The 20,288-nt window shown below is 74.1% G+C and carries 21 protein-coding genes; 17 read left to right on the top strand and 4 right to left on the bottom strand.

Going from position 1 to position 20,288, the window contains the following annotated elements; translation table 11 throughout:
- The first annotated feature begins 8 nt into the window (after positions 1-8).
- The 4 genes from FB474_RS13165 to FB474_RS13150 all read left to right on the top strand — a co-directional run bounded on the left by FB474_RS13165 (position 9) and on the right by FB474_RS13150 (position 4,485).
- Entirely contained in the window at positions 9-1,220 is a 1,212-nt protein-coding gene (locus FB474_RS13165) for a cysteine desulfurase family protein (RefSeq protein ID WP_281286334.1), read from the top strand.
- On the top strand, positions 1,220-2,326 hold the full coding sequence (gene mnmA, locus FB474_RS13160) for a tRNA 2-thiouridine(34) synthase MnmA (protein ID WP_141789065.1): 1,107 nt from the start codon (positions 1,220-1,222) through the stop codon (positions 2,324-2,326). Before FB474_RS13165 ends, mnmA begins: the two co-directional genes overlap by 1 nt.
- A gap of 173 nt (positions 2,327-2,499) precedes the next feature.
- On the top strand, positions 2,500-3,486 hold the full coding sequence (locus FB474_RS13155) for a uroporphyrinogen decarboxylase/cobalamine-independent methonine synthase family protein (RefSeq protein WP_141789064.1): 987 nt from the start codon (positions 2,500-2,502) through the stop codon (positions 3,484-3,486).
- A 9-nt stretch (positions 3,487-3,495) separates the two neighbouring features.
- The gene (locus tag FB474_RS13150; protein ID WP_141789063.1) at positions 3,496-4,485 is read left to right on the top strand and encodes a DMT family transporter; all 990 of its coding nucleotides are present in this window, start codon (positions 3,496-3,498) and stop codon (positions 4,483-4,485) included.
- A 7-nt stretch (positions 4,486-4,492) separates the two neighbouring features.
- Here the strand turns inward: FB474_RS13150 and FB474_RS13145 are convergent, their stop codons facing one another.
- A complete protein-coding gene (locus tag FB474_RS13145; RefSeq protein ID WP_141789062.1) occupies positions 4,493-4,987 on the bottom strand; it encodes a GNAT family N-acetyltransferase in 495 nt (164 codons plus the stop codon).
- Between the two features lie 110 nt (positions 4,988-5,097).
- Between FB474_RS13145 and ligA the strand changes: the two genes are divergently transcribed.
- The 6 genes from ligA to FB474_RS13115 all read left to right on the top strand — a co-directional run bounded on the left by ligA (position 5,098) and on the right by FB474_RS13115 (position 11,641).
- The gene (gene ligA / locus FB474_RS13140) at positions 5,098-7,197 is read left to right on the top strand and encodes an NAD-dependent DNA ligase LigA (protein ID WP_141789061.1); all 2,100 of its coding nucleotides are present in this window, start codon (positions 5,098-5,100) and stop codon (positions 7,195-7,197) included.
- Positions 7,194-7,445: a DUF3224 domain-containing protein gene (locus FB474_RS20795; RefSeq protein ID WP_185746238.1), complete on the top strand. Its 252-nt coding sequence runs from the start codon at positions 7,194-7,196 to the stop codon at positions 7,443-7,445. Before ligA ends, FB474_RS20795 begins: the two co-directional genes overlap by 4 nt.
- A gap of 109 nt (positions 7,446-7,554) precedes the next feature.
- Positions 7,555-7,851, top strand: coding sequence for an Asp-tRNA(Asn)/Glu-tRNA(Gln) amidotransferase subunit GatC (gene gatC, locus FB474_RS13130; RefSeq protein ID WP_141789059.1), 297 nt, complete (start codon positions 7,555-7,557; stop codon positions 7,849-7,851).
- Positions 7,852-7,916: 65 nt separating this feature from the next.
- Positions 7,917-9,458, top strand: coding sequence for an Asp-tRNA(Asn)/Glu-tRNA(Gln) amidotransferase subunit GatA (gene gatA / locus FB474_RS13125; protein WP_141789058.1), 1,542 nt, complete (start codon positions 7,917-7,919; stop codon positions 9,456-9,458).
- Positions 9,455-10,984: an Asp-tRNA(Asn)/Glu-tRNA(Gln) amidotransferase subunit GatB gene (gene gatB, locus FB474_RS13120; protein ID WP_141789057.1), complete on the top strand. Its 1,530-nt coding sequence runs from the start codon at positions 9,455-9,457 to the stop codon at positions 10,982-10,984. The genes gatA and gatB overlap by 4 nt, the downstream gene beginning before the upstream one ends.
- 156 nt (positions 10,985-11,140) lie before the next feature.
- Positions 11,141-11,641, top strand: a complete 501-nt coding sequence (locus FB474_RS13115; RefSeq protein WP_141789056.1) for a GNAT family N-acetyltransferase — start codon at positions 11,141-11,143, stop codon at positions 11,639-11,641.
- Between the two features lie 65 nt (positions 11,642-11,706).
- Here FB474_RS13115 and FB474_RS13110 read toward each other — a convergent pair whose 3' ends face one another.
- Positions 11,707-12,870, bottom strand: a complete 1,164-nt coding sequence (locus FB474_RS13110; protein ID WP_141789055.1) for a PQQ-dependent sugar dehydrogenase — start codon at positions 12,868-12,870, stop codon at positions 11,707-11,709.
- A 158-nt stretch (positions 12,871-13,028) separates the two neighbouring features.
- Here FB474_RS13110 and FB474_RS20790 point away from each other — a divergent pair, with 158 nt between their 5' ends.
- Genes FB474_RS20790 through FB474_RS13095 form a run of 4 tightly spaced genes read left to right on the top strand, consistent with a single transcriptional unit; the run spans position 13,029 to position 15,538 of the window.
- Positions 13,029-13,190: a hypothetical protein gene (locus FB474_RS20790; protein ID WP_185746158.1), complete on the top strand. Its 162-nt coding sequence runs from the start codon at positions 13,029-13,031 to the stop codon at positions 13,188-13,190.
- A 10-nt stretch (positions 13,191-13,200) separates the two neighbouring features.
- Positions 13,201-14,127, top strand: coding sequence for a 2-hydroxyacid dehydrogenase (locus FB474_RS13105; protein ID WP_141789054.1), 927 nt, complete (start codon positions 13,201-13,203; stop codon positions 14,125-14,127).
- A 41-nt stretch (positions 14,128-14,168) separates the two neighbouring features.
- Complete coding sequence (locus FB474_RS13100; RefSeq protein ID WP_141789053.1) at positions 14,169-15,251, top strand: WD40/YVTN/BNR-like repeat-containing protein; 1,083 nt, start codon at positions 14,169-14,171, stop codon at positions 15,249-15,251.
- Entirely contained in the window at positions 15,248-15,538 is a 291-nt protein-coding gene (locus tag FB474_RS13095) for a ubiquitin-like small modifier protein 1 (RefSeq protein WP_221632528.1), read from the top strand. Before FB474_RS13100 ends, FB474_RS13095 begins: the two co-directional genes overlap by 4 nt.
- Position 15,539: 1 nt before the next feature.
- Here FB474_RS13095 and FB474_RS13090 read toward each other — a convergent pair whose 3' ends face one another.
- Together FB474_RS13090 and FB474_RS13085 are read right to left on the bottom strand one after the other, a co-directional pair.
- On the bottom strand, positions 15,540-16,199 hold the full coding sequence (locus FB474_RS13090; RefSeq protein WP_246092172.1) for a dienelactone hydrolase family protein: 660 nt from the start codon (positions 16,197-16,199) through the stop codon (positions 15,540-15,542).
- 57 nt (positions 16,200-16,256) lie between these two features.
- Positions 16,257-16,925, bottom strand: a complete 669-nt coding sequence (locus FB474_RS13085) for a TetR/AcrR family transcriptional regulator (protein WP_141789052.1) — start codon at positions 16,923-16,925, stop codon at positions 16,257-16,259.
- 62 nt (positions 16,926-16,987) lie between these two features.
- On the opposite strand from FB474_RS13085, the gene FB474_RS13080 reads away from it, so the two are divergent.
- The 3 genes from FB474_RS13080 to FB474_RS13070 are packed head-to-tail and all read left to right on the top strand — an operon-like array spanning position 16,988 to position 20,230.
- On the top strand, positions 16,988-17,608 hold the full coding sequence (locus FB474_RS13080) for a P-loop NTPase family protein (RefSeq protein ID WP_141789051.1): 621 nt from the start codon (positions 16,988-16,990) through the stop codon (positions 17,606-17,608).
- Positions 17,605-19,668 (top strand): YhgE/Pip domain-containing protein, encoded by a 2,064-nt coding sequence (locus tag FB474_RS13075; RefSeq protein WP_141789050.1) that lies wholly within the window; start codon positions 17,605-17,607, stop codon positions 19,666-19,668. Before FB474_RS13080 ends, FB474_RS13075 begins: the two co-directional genes overlap by 4 nt.
- A gap of 40 nt (positions 19,669-19,708) precedes the next feature.
- Positions 19,709-20,230 carry a SixA phosphatase family protein gene (locus FB474_RS13070; protein WP_221632527.1) on the top strand — a complete coding sequence of 174 codons (522 nt, stop codon included), beginning with the start codon at positions 19,709-19,711 and terminating at the stop codon, positions 20,228-20,230.
- The last annotated feature ends 58 nt before the right edge of the window (positions 20,231-20,288 follow it).

Genomic DNA, 20,288 nt, shown 5'->3' with positions numbered 1-20,288 from the left:
CTTTGCGGGTGCGCGACTCCTTTGCCTACCTCGACCATGCGGCGACGACGCCGATGCTGCCCGAGGCCATCGCGGCGATGAGCGCGCAGATGGCCGTCGTCGGCAACGCCTCCTCGCTGCACACCTCCGGTCGCCAGGCCCGCCGTGTCGTCGAGGAGTCGCGCGAGGCCATCGCCCAGGCCCTGGGTGCGCGCCCGTCCGAGGTGCTGTTCACCTCCGGCGGCACCGAGTCCGACAACCTCGCGGTCAAGGGCACGTTCCTCGCCCGGCGCGAGGCCGACCACCGCCGCGTGCGGCTGCTCGTCAGCGCCGTCGAGCACCACGCCGTCCTGGACTGTGTGGACCACCTCGTCACGCACGAGGGCGCCAAGGTCACCTGGCTGGAGGTCGACGCGCTGGGCCGGGTGCACCCCGAGACGGTGCGCGCCGCGATCGAGGCCGACCCCGAGTCCGTCGCGCTCGTCAGCGTCATGTGGGCCAACAACGAGGTCGGCACCGTCCAGCCCGTGGCCGAGATCGCCGCGGTCGCCCACGAGTTCGGTATCCCGGTCCACACCGACGCGGTCCAGGCCCTCGGGCAGGTGCCGGTGGACTTCACGGCCAGCGGCGTCGACCTGATGACGGTCACCGGCCACAAGGTCGGCGGACCCCTGGGCGTCGGTGCGCTGGTCGCCCGCCGCGACGCCAGGCTCATGCCGCTGAGCCACGGCGGCGGGCAGGAGCGCCAGGTGCGCAGCGGCACCCTCGACGTGCCGGCGATCCGCGGGTTCGCGGTCGCCGTCGAGGCCGCCACGGCGCGGCTGGACACCGAGGCGCCCCGGCTGGTGGCGCTGCGTGACGCGCTGGTCGCCGGAGCCCTCGCCGCCGGCTTCGAGATCACGGTCAGCGGCGACTTCGAGCCCGGCGACGGCGTGCGCCGCCTGCCCGGCAACGCCCACCTGCTCGTGCCCGGCTGCGACGGCGACTCCCTGCTCTACCTGCTCGACGCGGCCGGGGTGGAGTGCTCCACCGGCTCGGCCTGCCAGGCCGGCGTCCCCCAGCCCAGCCACGTGCTGCTGGCCATGGGTGTCTCCGAGCAGGACGCCCGCGGCGCGCTGCGGCTGACCCTGGGCCACACCTCCACCGGGGCCGACGTGCAGGCCTTCCTCGACGCGCTCCCGGCAGCCGTCGAGCGGGCCCGCCGGGCGCAGGCGGCGACCTCCTCGAGGCGGCCGGCCTGATGCGGGTCGTCGCCGCGATGAGCGGGGGCGTCGACTCCGCGGTCGCCGCCGCCCGCATGCTCGACGCCGGCCACGACGTGGTCGGCGTCCACCTCGCGCTGTCCCAGAGCGCCGCCACCCTGCGCGAGAGCGCCCGCGGCTGCTGCACCATCGAGGACGCCGGCGACGCCCGCCGGGTCGCCGACATGCTCGGCATCCCCTTCTACGTCTGGGACATGGCCGCCCGGTTCAAGGACGATGTGGTCGAGGACTTCGTCGCGGAGTACTCCGCCGGGCGCACCCCCAACCCGTGCCTGCGCTGCAACGAGAAGATCAAGTTCGCCGCGCTGCTCGACAAGGCGCTCGCGCTGGGCTTCGACGCCGTCGCCACCGGGCACTACGCCCAGGTCGTCGAGCGGCCGGACGGCACCCGCGAGCTGCACCGCGCCGTCGACGTGGCCAAGGACCAGTCCTACGTCCTCGGCGTGCTGACCGAGGACCAGCTGGCCCGCTCCTTCTTCCCGCTCGGCGACACGACCAAGCCGCAGATCCGCGAGGAGGCGGCCGAGCGCGGGTTCTACGTCGCGAAGAAGCCCGACAGCCACGACATCTGCTTCATCGCCGACGGCGACACGAAGAAGTGGCTGACCCAGCGCCTGGGGGAGCAGCCCGGCGACATCGTCGACACCGACGGCACCGTCGTCGGGCAGCACCAGGGTGCCTACGCCTACACCGTCGGCCAGCGTCGCGGCCTGGCGCTCGGCCGGCCGGCAGCCGACGGGCAGCCGCGCTATGTCGTGCAGGTGCAGCCGGACACCAACACCGTCGTCGTCGGGACCGCCGACCTGCTGGGCGTCGACGCCCTCGTGGGTGACCACGCGCGCTGGTGCGGGCCGGCCCCGGACGGTGTCGTGTCCGTGGGGGCGCAGGTGCGCGCCCACGGCGAGGAGGTCCCCGCGACCGCATGGGCCGACGGCGACCAGGTGCACGTGCGGCTCGAGCGCCGCCTGCGCGGCGTCGCCCCCGGCCAGTCGGTGGTCCTGTATGACGGGACGCGGGTCGTCGGGTCCGCCACCATCAGCGCGGCGAGCCTGGATCGTCACGCCACGGCGGCCGGCTCGTCCTGACGCCGGTCCTGTCGGCGGTTCCGGCGGTTCCCGGCCGTTCCCGGCCGTTCCCGGCCGTTCCTGGCTGGGGTGACCGCCCGGATCCGGCCATCGGGCAGCAGGATCCAGCCGTCCCGACCGCGGCGCGCGCCGGGGTGGACAGCGGTGTCCCCGGTGCCGGTTAGGCTCCCCGCGTGAGCAGAGCAAGCGGCATCGGGTCCTGGCCGGGCACCTCCATCCGCGAGGCCCTGGCGGTCGTCCGCGACCTGCTCGCCGACGCCCACCTGCCCTACCTGCCCGAGCTGCCCGCACGCGGCCCCGGCGCCGACATGGTCGGCCGCGCGGCGGGCCTGCTGGTCGACCTGCACGTCGACCTCCAGCCCGCCGGCTGGCGCCTGGTCGACCGGCCCGGCCGCGACGCCTCGCGCACCTCCGCACTCCTGCGCGAGGACCTCGACGAGCTGGCCGAGGCCTTCGACGGCTACACCGGCGAGCTCAAGGTCCAGGTCTGCGGGCCGTGGACGCTGGCCTCCTCCGTGGCGCTGACGCGGGGCGAGCGGGCCGTGGCCGACGAGGGCGCCTGCCGCGACCTGGTCGCCTCGCTGGCCGAGGGGCTGCGCCAGCACCTCGTCACGCTCGAGCGGCTGGTGCCGGGTGCCTCGTTCGTGGTCCAGGTCGACGAGCCGGGCCTGCCGGCCGTGCTGGCCGGGTCGCTGCCGACCACGTCGGGCTTCGGCCGGATCCGCGCGGTCGACCCGCAGGTCGCCGCCGCCGGCCTGCGCGACGTCCTCGCGGCCGCGGGGGAGCGGCCCACCGTCGTCCACTGCTGCGCGCCGGCGGTGCCGCTGCCGCTGCTGCGCTCCACCGGGGCGCGCGCGGTGTCGCTGGACACCTCCCTGGTGCGCTCCGCTGGCTGGGAGTCGATCGCGGCGACCGTCGAGGACGGCGTCGGGCTGTGGGCCGGGCTGGTGCCCACCGACGACGAGCAGCCGCGGGCCACCGAGCTGGCCGGTCGCCTCGTCTCCGCCTGGCGGGGCGTGGGGCTGCCGCTGTCCGGCCTGGCCGAGGTGACCGTCACCCCAGCCTGCGGCCTGGCCGGGCTCACACCACAGGGGGCCCGCGACGTTCAACGGGCGACCGTGCACATCGCGCAGGAGCTGACCGAGAGATCCGGGGGCTGAGAAACCACCATGACCGCACTGACCCGCCCGCTGCCGGGCCCCGCCGCACCGTCGGCCCCGACCACCCGGGTGCCCTGGCAGGCCAAGTTCCTGGCCCTGTCCGTCATCTGGGGCTCGAGCTTCCTGTTCATGAAGGTCGGGCTGCGCTCCCTGGCGCCGCTGCAGATCTCCGGGTTCCGCATCCTCAGCGGGGCGCTCGTCCTGACCGTCCTGCTGCTGGTGACGCGCGGGCGGCTGCCGCGCGAACGGCATACCTGGGCGCACCTGTTCGTCTCGGCCTTCTTCCTGTGCACGCTGCCGTTCAGCCTGTTCGCGCTGGGGGAGGAGCGGGTCAGCTCGGCGCTGGCCGGCATCGGCAACGCGACCACGCCGATCGCCACGGTGCTCTTCGCCCTGCTCCTGCTGCCCTCGGACCGGATGGCGCTGGGCAAGGTGCTCGGCGTGCTGTCCGGGTTCGTCGGGGTGCTGGTGATCATGCAGCCGTGGCAGGCCGCCGGGCGGCCCGACCTGATCGGCTTCGGCATGACCCTCGTGGCCGGCGCGTCCTACGGGATCGGCTGGACCTACAACCGGCGGTTCCTGGCCAAGGCCGACCTCGGCGGGCTGGCGCAGCCGACCGCGCAGCTGCTCATCGCCTCCGGGCAGATGGTGGTCGTGCTGCTCGTGTGGTGGCTGGTCAACCGCGGTCACCTCGCGGCGCCGTGGTCGCTGCACTCCTCCCCGTCGGCGGCGCTCGGCCCGCTGCTGGCCGTGACCGCGCTCGGCGTCGTGGGCACCGGCATCGCCTACTCGTTCCACTTCGACGTGGTCCGCGCCGCCGGCCCGACCGTGGGCTCGACGGTGACCTACCTGATCCCGGTCGTGTCCGTGGCGCTCGGCGTCCTGGTGCTGCACGAGCACCTGCAGTGGCCGCAGGCGCTCGGGGCAGCCATCGTGCTCTCGGCCGCGGTGCTCATCCAGCGCCCGGCCCGCAAGCCCCCGGTCACGGCCGCCACCTGACCACGGGTCAGAGGTCGAGGCGGTAGGCCAGCAGGTCCACGCCGGGCACGGGGGACCAGTCCCGCTCCGGCGTGCGGGTGAAACCGAGCCGCTCGTAGATCCGGTGCGCCGCCGTCATCCGCGGCTGGGTCGACAGGACGACCGTGCGGGCACCGGCCCGGCGCGCCTCGTCGAGGCAGGCCCGCACGAGCGCCTCGCCGACGCCGCGGCCCCGGGCCCGCGGCGAGACCGCCAGCATCCGGAACTCGGCCTCGCCTTCCCGGGACAGCTCGGCCATCGGGCTGCCCGCGACGGCGAAGGTCACCGTGCCGACCGGCTCGTCGTCCTCGTCGACCGCGACCAGCAGCAGGGCGTCCGCCGCCCGGCCGCCGGCGTCGGCCAGGCGCACCGTGTAGTCCGCGTCCGCGGGGATGTGCCCGTCGTCGACGTAGGCCCGCACGGTGAGCGCCCCGACGGCGTCGTGGTCGCGCGGCTCGGCAGGGCGGACGGTGTAGTCGGACACCCCCTCATTGTGCTCACCAGCGACGGAGGCCGACCCCCGCGTCCGGCAGCCGGTACCGCGCCTGCGGGACCGGCCCGGTCGCCCTCCGGTTGTCGGTCCCGTGCGGCAGGATGTGGCCTGTGACCGACCTGCCCACCGACGTGCCCGACGACGCCCGCCACGAGTGGACCGCGCTCGCCGAGGAGGTGCGCGGGCACCAGTTCGCCTACTACGTGCGCGACGCCCCGACCATCAGCGACGGGGAGTACGACGCGCTGATGCGCCGGCTGGAGCAGCTCGAGGAGCAGTATCCCGAGCTGCGCACCCCCGACAGCCCGACCCAGCAGGTGGGCGGCACCTTCTCCACCGAGTTCACGGCGGTCGACCACCTCGAGCGCATGATGAGCCTGGACAACGCGTTCAGCGCCGAGGAGCTCGCCGCCTGGGCGGCGCGGGTCGACCGCGACGCCGGCACGGCATACCACCTGCTGTGCGAGCTCAAGATCGACGGCCTGGCCATCAACCTGCTCTACGAGCGGGGCCGCCTCGTGCGCGCCGCCACCCGCGGCGACGGCCGCACCGGTGAGGACGTCACCCACAACGTGCGCACCATCGAGGGCGTCCCGCACGTGCTCGAGGGTGACGGGCACCCCGAGCGGATGGAGGTGCGCGGCGAGGTGTTCTTCCCCGTCGCCGCCTTCGAGGAGCTCAACGCCGGGCTGGTCGAGTCCGGCAAGGCGCCGTTCGCCAACCCGCGCAACGCCGCCGCCGGCTCGCTGCGCCAGAAGGACCCGCGGGTGACCGCGTCCCGGCCGCTGCAGATGCTGGTCCACGGCATCGGCGCCCGTGACGGGTTCGAGATCGAGCGCCAGTCCGACGCCTACGCCCTGCTGCGCGACTGGGGCCTGCCGGTGTCGCAGCGCTACACGGTCGTCGACGGACTGGCGCAGGTGCAGGACTACATCGACTACTACGGCGAGCACCGCCACTCGGTCGAGCACGAGCTCGACGGCATCGTCATCAAGGTCGACGAGGTGTCGGTGCAGCGCCGGCTCGGCTCGACCAGCCGGGCGCCGCGGTGGGCGATCGCGTTCAAGTACCCGCCCGAGGAGGTCAACACCAAGCTGCTCGACATCCGGGTCAACGTCGGGCGCACCGGCCGGGTCACCCCGTTCGGCGTGATGACCCCGGTCAAGGTCAGCGGCTCCACCGTCGAGATGGCCACGCTGCACAACGCGTTCGAGGTCAAGCGCAAGGGCGTGCTCATCGGCGACACCATCGTGCTGCGCAAGGCCGGCGACGTCATCCCCGAGATCGTCGGGCCGGTGGTCGACCTGCGCGACGGCAGCGAGCGGGAGTTCGTCATGCCGACGCACTGCCCCGAGTGCGGCACCGAGCTCGCCCCGCAGAAGGAGGGCGACAAGGACATCCGCTGCCCCAACAGCCAGTACTGCCCCGCGCAGCTGCGCGAGCGCGTCTTCGGCATGGCCAGCCGCGGGGCGTTCGACATCGAGGCGCTCGGCTGGGAGGGCGCCATCGCGCTGCTGGAGTCCGGGGTCATCGCCGACGAGGGCGACATCTTCTCCCTCACCGAGGCGGACATCGCCCGGGTCCCGCTCTACACCCGCGCCGCGAAGAAGGGCGAGGTCGAGGGCGACCCCGAGGGTGCCCGCGTGCTGTCGGCCAACGGCAAGCGCCTGGTCGCCAACCTCGAGGCCGCCAAGGCCCAGCCGCTGTGGCGGGTCCTCGTCGCCCTGTCGATCCGCCACGTCGGGCCGACCGCGGCCCGGGCGCTGGCCGGCCACTTCGGCTCCTTGGACGCCATCCGTGCCGCCGACCTGGAGGAGCTCGCCGGGGTCGAGGGCGTCGGCCCGGTCATCGCCGAGGCCGTCACCGAGTGGTTCACCGTCGACTGGCACGTCGCCATCGTCGACAAGTGGGCCAAGGCCGGCGTGCGGATGGCCGACGAGGTCGACGAGTCCACGCCCCGGACCCTGTCCGGCCTGACCGTCGTGGTCACCGGGTCGCTCGAGGGGTTCTCCCGCGACGAGGCCAAGGAGGCGATCCTGTCCCGCGGCGGCAAGGCGGCCGGGTCGGTGTCCAAGAAGACCGACTACGTCGTCGTCGGCGAGAACGCCGGGTCCAAGGCCGACAAGGCCCAGGAGCTGGGGCTGCCCATCCTCGACGAGGCCGGCTTCCGCCGGCTGCTCGAGACCGGCAGCGCCGACTGACGGTCGCGCCTCTGGCCGTCGCGCGCGCCTACTGCGGCTGCGAGCGGCTCGAGGTCGAGCTGCACGGCCGGCGGGGCAGCTTCGTGCGGCGCCACGACGCGTTCGGGGACGCCACCGGCGGCACGATGCAGCCGGACGTCATGGCCGGCTCGGGCACGGAAGGGCTCGCGGGCATCACCGGCACCGCAGACATCACCCGGCACGAGGCCGGCAGCCACACCCTCACCCTCGACTACGAGCTGCCCTGAGGCGGTGCGCCCTGGTGCGCCGCGCCTGGTGGGAGGACCCGGCATACCGGCGTGTCCATGCTCCGTCCACCCGCAGGGCGGAGCACGGCCGCCCCCTAGACTGAAGCCCATGTCCGCTCTCACCCGCGACGAGGTCGCCCACCTGGCCATGCTCGCGCGCATCAACCTCAGCGACGCCGAGCTCGACAAGATGGCCGGCGAGCTGGCGGTCATCCTCGACTCGGTCGCCCGCGTGGGCGAGGTTGCTGCCGACGACATCCCGCCGACGTCCCACCCCCTGCCGCTGACCAACGTCACGCGGCGGGACGAGGTGCGCCCGAGCCTCGGGGCCGACGTGGCCCTCGCCGGCGCGCCCGCCGCGGAGCAGCAGCGCTTCTCCGTGCCGCGCATCCTCGACGAGGACTGACGCGCCGGCGGCGCCGTGCCGCCCCTGCCCGAGACCGTCTGCCGCACCCTGACCAAAGGTTCACCGTGACTTCCGACATCACCCGCGCGAGCGCCGCCGAGCTGGCGGACGCGCTCTCCCGCAAGGACATCAGCGCGGTCGAGGCCACCCAGGCCCACCTCGACCGGATCGCCGCCGTCGACGGCGCCGTCCACGCCTTCCTGCACGTCGACACCGACGGCGCGCTCGCCGCGGCCAAGGACATCGACCAGCGCCGCGCTGCGGGGGAGGACCTGCACGTCCTCGCCGGCGTGCCGATCGCGGTCAAGGACGTCATGGCCACCAAGGGCCTGCCGACCACGGCCGGCTCGAAGATCCTCGAGGGCTGGGTGCCGCCGTATGACGCGACCCTGGTCAGCAAGCTCAAGGCCGCCGGCATGCCGATCCTCGGCAAGACCAACATGGACGAGTTCGCGATGGGCTCCTCGACCGAGCACTCGGCCTACGGCCCCTCGCGCAACCCGTGGGACCTCGAGCGCATCCCCGGCGGCTCCGGCGGTGGCTCCTCCGCGGCCGTCGCCGCGTTCGAGGCGCCGCTGGCGATCGGCACCGACACCGGCGGCTCGATCCGCCAGCCCGCAGCGGTCACCGGCACCGTCGGCACCAAGCCGACCTATGGCGGCGTCTCCCGCTACGGCCTCATCGCCCTGGCCAGCAGCCTCGACCAGGCCGGCCCGTGCACCCGCACCGTGCTCGACGCGGCACTGCTGCACTCGGTCATCGGCGGGCACGACCCGATGGACTCCACCTCGATCGACGCGCCGGTGCCGCCGGTCCTGGAGGCCGCGCGCCGCGCCGACGTCAAGGGCATGCGCATCGGCGTGGTCAAGGAGCTCGGCGGCGAGGGCTACCAGGCCGGCGTCCGCCAGCGCTTCGAGGAGTCCGTGCAGCTGCTCGTCGACGCCGGGGCCGAGGTCGTCGAGGTCTCCTGCCCGCACTTCGAGTACGCCCTCGCGGCCTACTACCTGATCCTGCCCAGCGAGGCGTCCTCCAACCTGGCCAAGTTCGACGCCATGCGCTACGGCCTGCGCGTCCTGCCCGAGGGGGTCGACGACCCCAGCGCCGAGCAGGTCATGGCGGCCACCCGCGAGGCCGGCTTCGGTGACGAGGTCAAGCGCCGCATCATCCTGGGCACCTACGCGCTGTCCAGCGGCTACTACGACGCCTACTACGGCCAGGCGCAGAAGGTCCGCACCCTGATCTCGCGCGACTTCGCCGCCGCGTTCGAGAAGGTCGACGTGCTCGTCTCGCCGACGGCGCCGACCACCGCGTTCAAGATCGGGGAGAAGCTCGAGGACCCGATGGCGATGTACCTCAACGACATCGCCACCATCCCGGCCAACCTCGCCGGCGTGCCCGGCATGTCGCTGCCCAGCGGCCTGGCCCCCGAGGACGGCCTGCCCACCGGCATCCAGATCCTCGCCCCGGCCACCAAGGACGAGCGCCTGTATGGCGTGGGCGCGGCGCTCGAGGGCATGCTCTCCGACCGCTGGGGCGGGCACCTGCTCGCGCAGGCCCCCGACCTCGCCGACCTGACCTCCGCCATCGCCAAGGAGGCGCGCGCATGACCACCACCACCGCTGCCGAGAAGGTCCTCGACTACGCCGAGGCCCTGGCCTCCTTCGACCCGGTGATGGGCCTCGAGGTCCACGTCGAGCTGAACACCGCGACGAAGATGTTCTGCGGCTGCGCCACCGAGTTCGGCGCCGAGCCCAACTCGCAGGTCTGCCCGGTCTGCCTCGGCCTGCCCGGCGCCCTGCCTGTCGTCAACGACAAGGCCGTGGAGTCGGCGATCCGGATCGGCCTGGCGCTGAACTGCGAGATCGCGGAGTGGTGCCGGTTCGCCCGGAAGAACTACTTCTACCCGGACATGCCGAAGAACTTCCAGACCTCGCAGTACGACGAGCCGATCGCCTTCAACGGCTACCTGGACGTTGAGCTCGAGGACGGCACGACCTACCGCGTGGAGATCGAGCGCGCCCACATGGAGGAGGACACCGGCAAGTCGCTGCACGTCGGCGGCGCCACCGGCCGCATCCACGGCGCCGACTACTCCCTGGTCGACTACAACCGGGCTGGCATCCCGCTGATCGAGATCGTCACCAAGCCGCTGGTCGGCGCCGGGGAGCGGGCGCCGGAGGTGGCCCGGGCCTACGTCGCCACCCTGCGCGACCTGCTGCGGGCGCTGCACGTCAGCGACGTGCGCATGGAGCAGGGCTCGCTGCGCTGCGACGCCAACGTCTCCCTGCGTCCCAGGGCCGAGGACCAGCAGGCCGTGCCGTTCGGCACCCGCACCGAGACCAAGAACGTCAACTCGCTGCGCTCGGTGGAGCGGGCGGTGCGCTACGAGATCACCCGCCAGGCCGCGATCCTGACCGGCGGCGGCTCGATCACCCAGGAGACCCGGCACTGGCACGAGGACACCGGCGTCACCACCTCGGGCCGCGTGAAGTCCGACGCCGAGGACTACCGCTACTTCCCCGAGCCCGACCTGGTGCCGGTCGCCCCGACCCGCGAGCTGGTCGAGGACCTGCGCGGGACACTGCCCGAGCCTCCGGCCCAGCGCCGTCGCCGGCTGCAGGGTGACTGGGGCTTCTCGGACCTGGAGATGCGTGACGTCGTCAACGCCGGCGCGGTCGAGCTCATCGAGGAGACCGTCGAGGCCGGCGCGAGCCCGGCCGGCGCCCGCAAGTGGTGGACCGGTGAGCTGGCCCGCCGCGCCAACGCCGAGGGCCGCGACGTGGCCGACTTCGGGGTCACCCCGGCGCACATCGCCGAGCTCGACGGACTGGTCACCTCCGGCAGGCTCAACGACTCCATGGCCCGCCAGGTGCTCGAGGGTGTCATCGCCGGTGAGGGCGCCCCGACCGAGGTGGCCGACGCCCGTGGCCTGCAGATCGTCAGCGACGACGGCGCGCTCGGCGCGGCGGTCGACACGGTGATCGAGGCCAACCCGGACTTGGCGGCCAAGATCCGCGACGGCAAGGTCCAGGCCGCCGGCGCGCTCATCGGCCAGGTCATGAAGGAGATGAAGGGCCAGGCCGACGCGGCCAAGGTCCGCACGCTGATCCTGGAGAAGCTCGGCGTCTCGTAGGTCGTCGGTGACGGTGGTGGCTCTTGGGCCTGCTCGCACGCTCCCTTGACGGCCCGGCGAGCCACCACCGGCACCTCCTCGGCGATCGGCCCGGCGAGCCCCACTCCTGGCACGGCAGCCTGCTCGCGGGCTCCGACACTGGGTAGGGTCGGGGGAGTGCCCGAGCTGAGGCGGCTGGATGCTGACCATGCCCCGGCGGTCCTGGCCTTCGAGCTGGCGAACCGCTCCTGGTTCGCTGCTTTCATCTCTGATCGCGGTGATGCCTTCTTCGATGAGTTCACCAACCGGTATGACGCCCTGCTGGCCGAGCAGGAGGCTGGCGTGGGCGCCTTCTACCTGCTCGTCGCCGACGACGGCTCGGTGCTCGGCAGGTTCAACCTGGTGGACATCGGCGACGGCTCCGCACAGCTCGGCTACCGGGTTGCCCAAGAGGTCACCGGCCGCGGCCTGGCGACGGCGACCGTCCTGGAGCTGTGCGGGCTGGCGCCGGCGCGGCACGGGCTGCGCACCCTCAGGGCCGCCGCCGCGCACGAGAACCCCGCGTCCCGGAAGGTGCTGACCAACGCAGGGTTCGCCTCCATCGGTCCAGCCGAGCCGGCCGACCTCGGCGGCACGGTTGGAACCTGGTACCAGCGCGACCTGGCACGCCAGCCGTAGACCGCGGTCCAGCCTTCAGCCCCCAGATCGGGGCGTACCTGCGGCGGTGACGTCCGGCCGCGCGCTCAGGGGAGGGCCTCGCGGAACCAGTCGGTGGGTAGGATGACGATCCGGTCGTCCCCGGGGCGGGGACTGCCGCGGAAGGTGTTGCCGGTGACCAGCCACAGCCTCCCGTCGGGCGCGGAGACCACGGTCCGCAGCCGCCCGTAGCTGCGGTACAGCAGCCGGCGGGGCTGTCCCGCGGACGTGCCACCATCGAGCGGCACCCGCCAGAGGCACTCCCCGCGCAGCGCCGCGAGGTAGGCGGCGCCGTCCGCCCCGATCGCGAGCCCGCTGGGGGAGGCGTCGTCGGTGGGCCACTGCACCAGCGGGTCCACGAAGCCGGCGCGGTGGCCGATGCCCTCGACCAGTGGCCACCCGTAGTTGGCGCCCGGCCGGATGAGGTTGAGCTCGTCCCAGGTGTCCTGCCCGAACTCGCTGGCGTACATCCGCCCGTGCACGTCCCAGGCGATGCCCTGCACGTTGCGGTGCCCCAGGGTCCACACCGGCGACCCCGGGAACGGGTTGCCCGGCGCAGGGGCGCCGTCGGCTGTGACCCGCAGGATCTTGCCGCCCAGGGAGCCGCGGTCCTGCGCGTTCTGGCGGAACCCGGCATCGCCCGTGGTGACGTAGAGGTCGCCGTCCGGTCCGAACGCCAGCCGCCCGCCGTTGTGTTTGCCGGCCTTCGGGATGCCGCTGAGGATGACCCGGTCCGCACGAAGGACGTTGTCGCGCAACGACATCCGCAGCACCCGGTTGTCCCCGGCGGTCGTCGCGTAGACGAACAGCTGGTGGTCCGAGGCGAAGTGGGGGGACAGCGCGATACCGAGCAGGCCACCCTCCCCGCCGGGCACGACCCCGGGCACCCGGCCGAGGACGCGCGGACGCGCGCCCGGCCGGACCAGCAGCACCCGGGCGGTATCGCGCTCGGTCACCAGCGCGCTGCCGTCACCGAGCAGGGCCAGGCCCCACGGCACGGACAGCCCCGTGGCCACCGTCGTCGTCGTGCTGACCGGTGACGGGGTCGGTGAGGGCAGCGATGAGGCGTCGGGAGACGACCCCGACTCCGGCGTGGTGGAGGTGCCTGCGGCCGCCGGGGCGCTGGAGACCACGGGCCCGGCCGGGGTGCCCGAGGTGCACCCGGCCAGGGCCACCGCCGTCGCGACGAGGACCGCCGCGGTCGCCCGCATGGCACCGATTCTCGCAGTTGGGGAATACCAGCGCGCCCCGGCGGCTTGAACACCATGGACGGCAGACGCGGACAGCGTTGCCACCCAACCCCCTTGATCATCGCGGGACCGACTCGTCGGCTCCCGCGATCTGACGACCCCAGGAGGCTGCTGTGACCATGAACGCAACCCCGACCCGAATCTCTGCGGCCCCCACCACCGACGCCACCACCTGCACCCCGCGCCTGCAGGTGCCCCGCTACCCGCGGGTGCGTTTCGCCCTGTCGGAGCGGGCCGCCCGCCGTCACCTCGAGCAGTTCGAGGGCAAGCAGGGCCGGTAACGTCGGGCGCATGCCCGTCATCTCCCTGCCCGACGCCGAGTGGTCGGAACGGGTCGGCGCGCTGGCCGGGGTGGAGGTCGTCCACTGGGACATGACCTGCCCTGCGCCGCGCGCCGGCGAGCTCGAGCTGGTGGTGCCGCCCTATCTGGGGGCGCGCGAGCACCTGCGCGACCTGCGTGACCTGCCCCGGCTGCGCCTGGTGCAGCTGCTGACGGCCGGCTACGACGACGCCCTCCCGCACATCGGGCCGGGGGTGCAGCTCGCCAACGCGGCGGGGGTGCACGACGCCTCCACCGCCGAGCTGGCCGTCGGCCTGACCCTGGCCGCCGAGCGCGGCCTGCCGGAGTTCGTCGCGGCCCAGGAGCGCTCGCACTGGCTGCCGACGACGATCCGCGGCTCGCTGGCCGACAAGAAGGTCCTGGTCCTCGGGTACGGCTCGATCGGGCACGCCGTCGCGCGCCGGATGGCGCCGTTCGAGGTCAGCCTGACCGCCGTCGCCTCCCGGGCCCGCGCCGGCGACGAGCTCGTCCCGAGCGTGCACGGCGTCCACGAGCTGCCCGACCTGCTGCCGCAGCAGGACGTCGTGGTGGTCATCGTGCCGCTCACCGACGCGACCACCGGTCTGGTGGACGATGCCTTCCTCGCCGCGATGAAGCCCGGTGCCCTGCTGGTCAACGTGGCCCGCGGCAAGGTCGTCGACACCGACGCCCTGGTCGCCGCCCTGTACGCCGGCCGGGTGCGGGCCGCCCTCGACGTCACCGACCCCGAGCCGCTGCCCGGCGACCACCCGCTCTGGCGGGCTCCCGGGGCGCTCATCAGCCCGCACGTCGGCGGCGCCACCGATGCCTTCGCCCCACGAGCGGCGCGGCTGCTGCGCGAGCAGCTGTCCGCCTTCGTCGGCGGCCGGCCCCCGCTCAACGTGGTCCACACTGGCTGAACCCGTTGCCGCTGTCGGTCCCGCGGTCCAGACTGCGAGACATGACGCAGACTGTGGTGGGGATCGGGACGCGCAAGGGGCTCTGGCTGGCGCGCAGTGAGGACAGGCGGACGTGGTCCCTGGAGGGGCCGCAGTTCATGATGCGCGAGGTGCCGAGCATCGCCTTCGACACGCGCGAGGGGCGTGACCGGGTGCTGGTGGGCGTGCGCTCGGAGCACTGGGGGCCGACCGTGATGCGCAGCGAGGACGGCGGCCGGTCCTGGGACGAGACGCCGGAGGGGGCGATCCGCTTCCCCGAGGACACCGGCGCGGCACTGGCCCGGGTTTGGCAGCTGGTTCCCGACCCGCACGACGCCGACGTGGTCTGGGCCGGCACCGAGCCCCACGGCCTGTGGCGCAGCGCCGACGGCGGGCGCACCTTCGAGCTGGTGCGCGGCCTGTGGGACCACCCGCACCGCCCCGAGTGGGGTGAGGGGGCCGGCGGCGGGGCCATCCACACGATCCTGCCCGACCCGCGCACCGCCGAGTCCATGCTCGTGGCCATGAGCACTGGCGGGGTCTACCGCACCGCCGACGCCGGGCGCACGTGGGAGGCCAGCAACCGCGGGATCAAGGCGTCGTTCTACCCCGACCCGTTCCCCGAGTTCGGCCAGTGCGTGCACAAGGTCGCCCGGGACGCAGCCGAGCCCTCGCGCCTCTACGCGCAGAACCACCACGGGGTCTACCGCTCCGACGACGACGGCGCCTCGTGGGAGTCGATCGCCGAGGGGCTGCCCACCGACTTCGGCTTCGTCATGCAGGCGCACCCGCACCGCGGCGACAGCGTCTGGGTCGTGCCGATCACCTCCGACCGCGAGCACGTGCCCCCGCGCGGCGAGCTGCAGGTGCAGCACACCACCGATGCCGGCCGGACCTGGCAGGTCCACGACTCCGGCCTGCCGCAGCCGTCGTGGACCTGCGTCCTGCGCGACGCGTCCAGCGTCGACTCCCTCGAGGACGCCGGCTTCTACTTCGGCACCCGCAACGGCGACGTCTACGCCTCCACCGACGGCGGGGCCTCGTTCACCCGGATCGCCGAGCAGCTGCCCGACGTGCTGTGCGTGCGGGCGGTGGACCTGCCGTGAGCCCCGACGTGCGGGTCGTCCTGCCCGGCGTGCTGCGCGAGCTGGCCGGTGGCCAGGCCGAGCTCGACGTCCCCTGCGAGGAGGGCGCCGTCGTGCGCGACGTCCTCGACCGGGCGCTGGCCGACCGGCCCCTGCTGGGCGCCCGGGTGCGTGACGAGACCGGCGCGATGCGCCGTCACGTCAACGTCTTCCTCGACGGCCGCGACGTCCGGTTCGACGCGGGTCAGGACACCCCGGTGCGCGCCGGCGGCGTCATCCACATCCTGCCCTCGGTCTCCGGCGGCTGAGTCACTCCGCCGGGGCCACGAGGTGGGACACGAACCACGTCGCGGCGTGGTCGGCCACCTGCTCCAGGGTGCCCGGCTCCTCGAACAGGTGGGTCGCGCCGGGCACCACCACCAGGTCCGCCCGCGGCAGCGCCGCGAGGGCGCGCTCGTTGAGCCGCAGCACGACCTCGTCGTGGGCGCCGACGAGGAGCAGCACGGGGCAGCGGACCGCTCCGAGCGCCTCCCCGGCCAGGTCGACCCGACCGCCCCGGGAGACGACCGCCCGCACGGCCGGCGACCCGGCGGCGGCGATGAGCGCGGCGGCCGCCCCCGTGCTCGCACCGAACAGGCCCAGCGGCAGCGTGCCGAGCACGGGCTGCCGGCTGACCCAGCGGGCTGCGCCGGAGAGCCGGTGTGCCAGCAGGGGGATGTCGAACCGGTAGCTGCCGTCGCGTGAGTCGACCCGCTCCTCGTCCTCGGTGAGCAGGTCCAGCAGCACGGTGGCGAGCCCGCGGTCCTGCAGCGCCCTGGCGACCTGCCGGTTGCGCGGGCTGTGCCGGCTGCTGCCGCTGCCGTGGGCGAACATCACGACCCCCGTCGCCCGGTCGGGCAACGAGAGGTCCGCCTCGAGGGTGACGTCGTTCCCCACCGAGACCGCCCGGGTCGTGACGCGGTGTGCCACGAGCCCCAGTATCCGGCGGCTGGTCGCCACCGGGTCGCACCGAAGGTCCCGGTGGCCTCAGCCCGAGGCCGGTCCCTCCGAGACGGCCGCCAGCACCAGCGGCAGGAAGCGTCGCTCCAGGCTGCCGCGCGGCACCTGCCGCGGTTCGAGCAGGTGCTGGGCCATGCCGCCCTGGTAGACGGCCAGCGCGAGCCGGACGAACTCCTCTGGGGTGACCGAGAGCTCGACCCCGTGCTCCTGCGCGATGCGCCGGACGAGGCGCGCGAGCTGGCGGCGGACCTGGGCCTGTTGCCGGGCCCAGGCCTTGCCGGCGGTCTTGTCGCGGATCGCGTGGAGGGTGAACTCGGTCTGCAGCAGGAACCACTGCTCCTGGGCCTGCGGGCTCTCCGCCCAGACGTCGAAGACCCCCTCGAGGATGGTCTCGGGGTCGGCCGACTCCCGGGCCGCCAGCGTCTCGACCCGCTCGGCGAGCCGGCTCACGTGCTGCTCGTACAACGCCAGCACGAGGTCGTCCTTGGAGCCGAAGTTGGAGTAGAACGCCCCACGCGTGAACCCGGCCCGCTCGCAGATGTCCTCGACGCTGGCGCCGTGGAAGCCGCGGTCGGCGAAGACCTCGGTCGCCGCCTTGAGCAGCCGTGCCCGGGTGGCCTCGCGCCGAGCGGTCCGGGGTGCCGCGGGGGCGGCGGTGGTGGGGGAGGTCACGCCCGGGCCGGTCGCTCGCGTCATGACCAGAGAATACACTTGTGTATTGAATACATATCTGTATCGAGATGGATGGGTGGTGCGACGTGCACATCCACGTCGAGGACGTCGAGCTGGCCGGCAGCCACGCCCCGCTGCTGCTGCCGACCTCGCTGGAGGCGCACAGCGGTGAGGTGACGCTGGTGGCCGGGGACCCGGGATACGGGCACGTGGCCCTGGCCCTGGCGGTCGCGGGACGCATGGTCCCGGCCGCGGGGCGGGTCCTGGTGGACGGCATCGAGGACCGGGCCCGGCTCCAGCGGGCGGTGGCCCTCGTGGACCTGGCCGGGGTCAGCGAGCCCGACGGCGGGCTTCCGGTGCGGTCCGTCCTCGCCGAGGAGCTGGCCCTCGCGGGCCGACCGGCGCGCCGCCGGGACGTCCGGTCCTTCCTCGCCCAGCACGAGGCGGGCGAGCTGGCGGGGGAGCGCTGGGAGCACGTTCCGGCCGGCCTGCGCACTGCCTGGCTGGCCGAGCTCGCCGGCAGCCGCCCGGGGGTCGAGGCCCTCGTCCTGGCCAACCCCGACCGCTTCGGCGGCGACCCGTTCGCGTGGTGGTCGGTCGCCCACGGGCTCGCCGCCCGCGGCCTCGCCGTCGTCGTGCAGTGCACCCACGCCTCGGCCCGCCTGCTGCGCCACCCCGTCCACCACGAGCGGGGAGCCTCCGCATGACCGCCCTGCGCCTCGCCCTCAACGAGCTGCGCCGCCTGACCTCCGGCAAGCTGCCACGGATGGCGCTCGCCGCCGTGGTGCTCGTCCCCACGATCTACGCCGGGCTCTACCTCTACGCCAACAAGGACCCGTACGGCGGCCTGAGCCGGGTCCCGGCCGCTGTCGTCGTCGAGGACACCGGCACCACGCTGGCCAACGGCGAGCGGCTCGACGCCGGGCCGCAGGTGGGCCACGACCTCGTCGCCTCGCGCAGCTTCGACTGGCACCGGGTCTCGCGCGCCGAGGCCGTGCGGGGGGTCGCGGAGGACCGCTACGACTTCGCCCTGATCGTGCCGCGTGACTTCTCCGCCGCGCTGGCCTCCAGCGCCGAGTTCCACCCCCGGCAGGCGCAGCTGGAGATCGAGACCAACGACGCCAACAACTACCTCGCGCACACCATCGCCAACAACGTCGTGGCGCAGGTGACCAAGTCGGTGGCCGAGGAGGTCAGCTCGACCGCGGCCAACCAGCTGCTGCTGGGCTTCTCCACGATCCACGACAAGGTCGAGCAGGCCAGCTCCGGGGCCGCCCGGCTCGCGGACGGGCTCGGCACCGCCGAGCAGGGCTCGGCCGACCTCGCGGGCGGCGCCGGCCGGCTGGCGGCCGGCGAGCGGGACCTGGTCTCCGGCACCGACAGGCTCGCCGCCGGGATCGACCGGGCGGACAGCGGGGCGCACCGGCTCAGCGACGGCACCGGCCGGCTCGCCGACGGCCTGGCCACGATGGACCGGCAGACCGCCACCCTGCCCGCGCAGACCCGGGCCCTGGCCGACGGCGCGCAGCAGGTGGCCGACGGCAACGCCCGCATGGCGGCCGGCGCGAGGGACGTCGCCGCGGCCTCGCAGCGCCTCGCCGACTCAGTGAGCGGCACGAACGGCACCCTGGCCGCCGCGCTGCGGGCCCAGGGTCTCGACGACGCCCAGGTGGCGCAGGTCCTCGCCGTGACCAGCCGGCTCAGCGCGCCGGTGACCGAGGCCAACACGCGGGTCCAGCAGCAGACCGGCCAGCTCACCGCGCTCTCCGACGGGTCCAACCAGGTGGCCGCGGGAGCCCGCCGCCTCGCCGATGCCGCCGGGCCGCTGCACGCCGGCATCCACCAGGCCTCGACCGGCGCCGCGCAGGCGCACAGCGGCGCCTCGTCCCTGGCCGGCGGGCTCGACCAGCTCTCCACCGGCGCGCACCGGCTCCAGTCCGGCCAGCGCCAGGCCCGCGACGGTGCGCAGCAGCTGCAGTCCGGTGCCGACAAGCTGCACGGCGGCCTCGGCACCCTGCGCCAGGGCGCCGACCAGCTGCACACCGGCCTCGCCCAGGGGCTGCGCTCGATCAGCGACCCGAGCGCCGCCAACCGCAAGGCCGTCGCCCAGACCATCGGCGACCCCGTGGGCGTGCGCAACACGAGCCAGGCCAGCGCCGGCAGCTACGGCGCCGGGCTCGCCCCGTTCTTCCTGTGCCTGGCCCTGTGGATCGGCGCCTACGTGATGTTCCTGCTGGTGCGCCCGCTGTCCACCCGGGCGATGGTCGCCGGCCAGCCCTCGTGGCGGGTCGCGCTCGGCGGCTGGCTGCCGACCGTCGTCATCGGCGCGGCCCAGGTGGCGGTCGTGCTGGCGGTGGTGTTCCTCGGCATCGACCTTCACGCCGCGCACCCGCTCGGGGTGGTCGGCCTCGCCCTGCTCACCTCGGCGACCTTCGTCGCGATCCTGCACCTGCTCGCCGCCCGGTTGGGGTCGGTCGGCAAGTTCCTCGGCCTGGTGCTCCTGGTCCTGCAGCTGGTCAGCGCGGGCGGCACCTTCCCCTGGCAGACGCTGCCGCTGCCGCTGCACGCCCTGCACCACGTGCTGCCCATGGGCTACGCCATCGACGGCCTGCGGCACCTGATGTACGGCGGGTCCCTCACCTCCGTGGGCCGGGACGTCGCGGTGCTGCTGGCCTACCTCGTGCTGGCGCTCGCCGGGTCGAGCGCGACCGCCCGTCGTGCCCGGGTGTGGACCGCGGCCCGGGTCAAGCCCGAGCTCGTCCTGTGAACCACTGGCGCGTCGGCGGCTGCTTCGGGATCCTCGGAGGGTGACCGTCGCAGACCGAACGCTGATCCTGCTGCGCCACTCCAAGGCCGAGCACGGCGGGGGGACGCCCGACATGGAACGCCCGCTGTCCCCGCGTGGGCAACGGGACGCCGAGGCCGTCGGCCAGTGGTTCGCCGACCAGGACCTCGTGGCCGACCTCGTCGTCTGCTCCCCGTCGGTGCGCACCCGGCAGACGTGGGAGACCGCGGCGGAGGCCGGGGCCGAGGCCGGCGACGTCTGGTACGACCGGCGCGTCTACGACGCCAGCTCCGACGAGCTCCTCGACGTGGTGCGGGAGGTGCCCGAGGACGCGGCGGTGGTCGTGCTCGTGGGACACGCACCCGGCATACCCGCGCTGGTCGGCGACCTCGCCGTCAGCGGGGGAGGCTCGGAGCGCGCCTGGGCGCGCCTGGACGACGGCCTGCCGACCTCGGGGATCGCGGTGCTGTCCTTCACCGGCAGCTGGGCCGAGCTCGGGCCCGAGGACGCCGTGCTGGAGGACGTCCTCGCCCCGCGCGGCTGAGGCACCACGACCGCTTGCCGAGACGGTCGTCCCAGCCCTCGGACGCCGGGTCCTATGA

Source organism: Oryzihumus leptocrescens (assembly GCF_006716205.1).
Taxonomy (GTDB): Bacteria; Actinomycetota; Actinomycetes; order Actinomycetales; family Dermatophilaceae; genus Oryzihumus; species Oryzihumus leptocrescens.
Note: the sequence above shows the minus strand (reverse complement) of the source record. Positions and strands in the feature narration are given on the sequence as shown.

What these genes read in the sequence shown, in the direction of transcription:
- mnmA (WP_141789065.1), top strand. Translation starts at nt 1,220, where the DNA reads ATGCGGGTCGTCGCCGCGATGAGCGGGGGCGTCGACTCCGCGGTCGCC.
- FB474_RS13150 (WP_141789063.1), top strand. Translation starts at nt 3,496, where the DNA reads ATGACCGCACTGACCCGCCCGCTGCCGGGCCCCGCCGCACCGTCGGCC.
- ligA (WP_141789061.1), top strand. Translation starts at nt 5,098, where the DNA reads ATGTGGCCTGTGACCGACCTGCCCACCGACGTGCCCGACGACGCCCGC.
- gatC (WP_141789059.1), top strand. Translation starts at nt 7,555, where the DNA reads ATGTCCGCTCTCACCCGCGACGAGGTCGCCCACCTGGCCATGCTCGCG.
- gatB (WP_141789057.1), top strand. Translation starts at nt 9,455, where the DNA reads ATGACCACCACCACCGCTGCCGAGAAGGTCCTCGACTACGCCGAGGCC.
- FB474_RS13110 (WP_141789055.1), bottom strand. Translation starts at nt 12,870, where the DNA reads ATGCGGGCGACCGCGGCGGTCCTCGTCGCGACGGCGGTGGCCCTGGCC.
- FB474_RS20790 (WP_185746158.1), top strand. Translation starts at nt 13,029, where the DNA reads ATGAACGCAACCCCGACCCGAATCTCTGCGGCCCCCACCACCGACGCC.
- FB474_RS13105 (WP_141789054.1), top strand. Translation starts at nt 13,201, where the DNA reads ATGCCCGTCATCTCCCTGCCCGACGCCGAGTGGTCGGAACGGGTCGGC.
- FB474_RS13100 (WP_141789053.1), top strand. Translation starts at nt 14,169, where the DNA reads ATGACGCAGACTGTGGTGGGGATCGGGACGCGCAAGGGGCTCTGGCTG.
- FB474_RS13085 (WP_141789052.1), bottom strand. Translation starts at nt 16,925, where the DNA reads ATGACGCGAGCGACCGGCCCGGGCGTGACCTCCCCCACCACCGCCGCC.
- FB474_RS13075 (WP_141789050.1), top strand. Translation starts at nt 17,605, where the DNA reads ATGACCGCCCTGCGCCTCGCCCTCAACGAGCTGCGCCGCCTGACCTCC.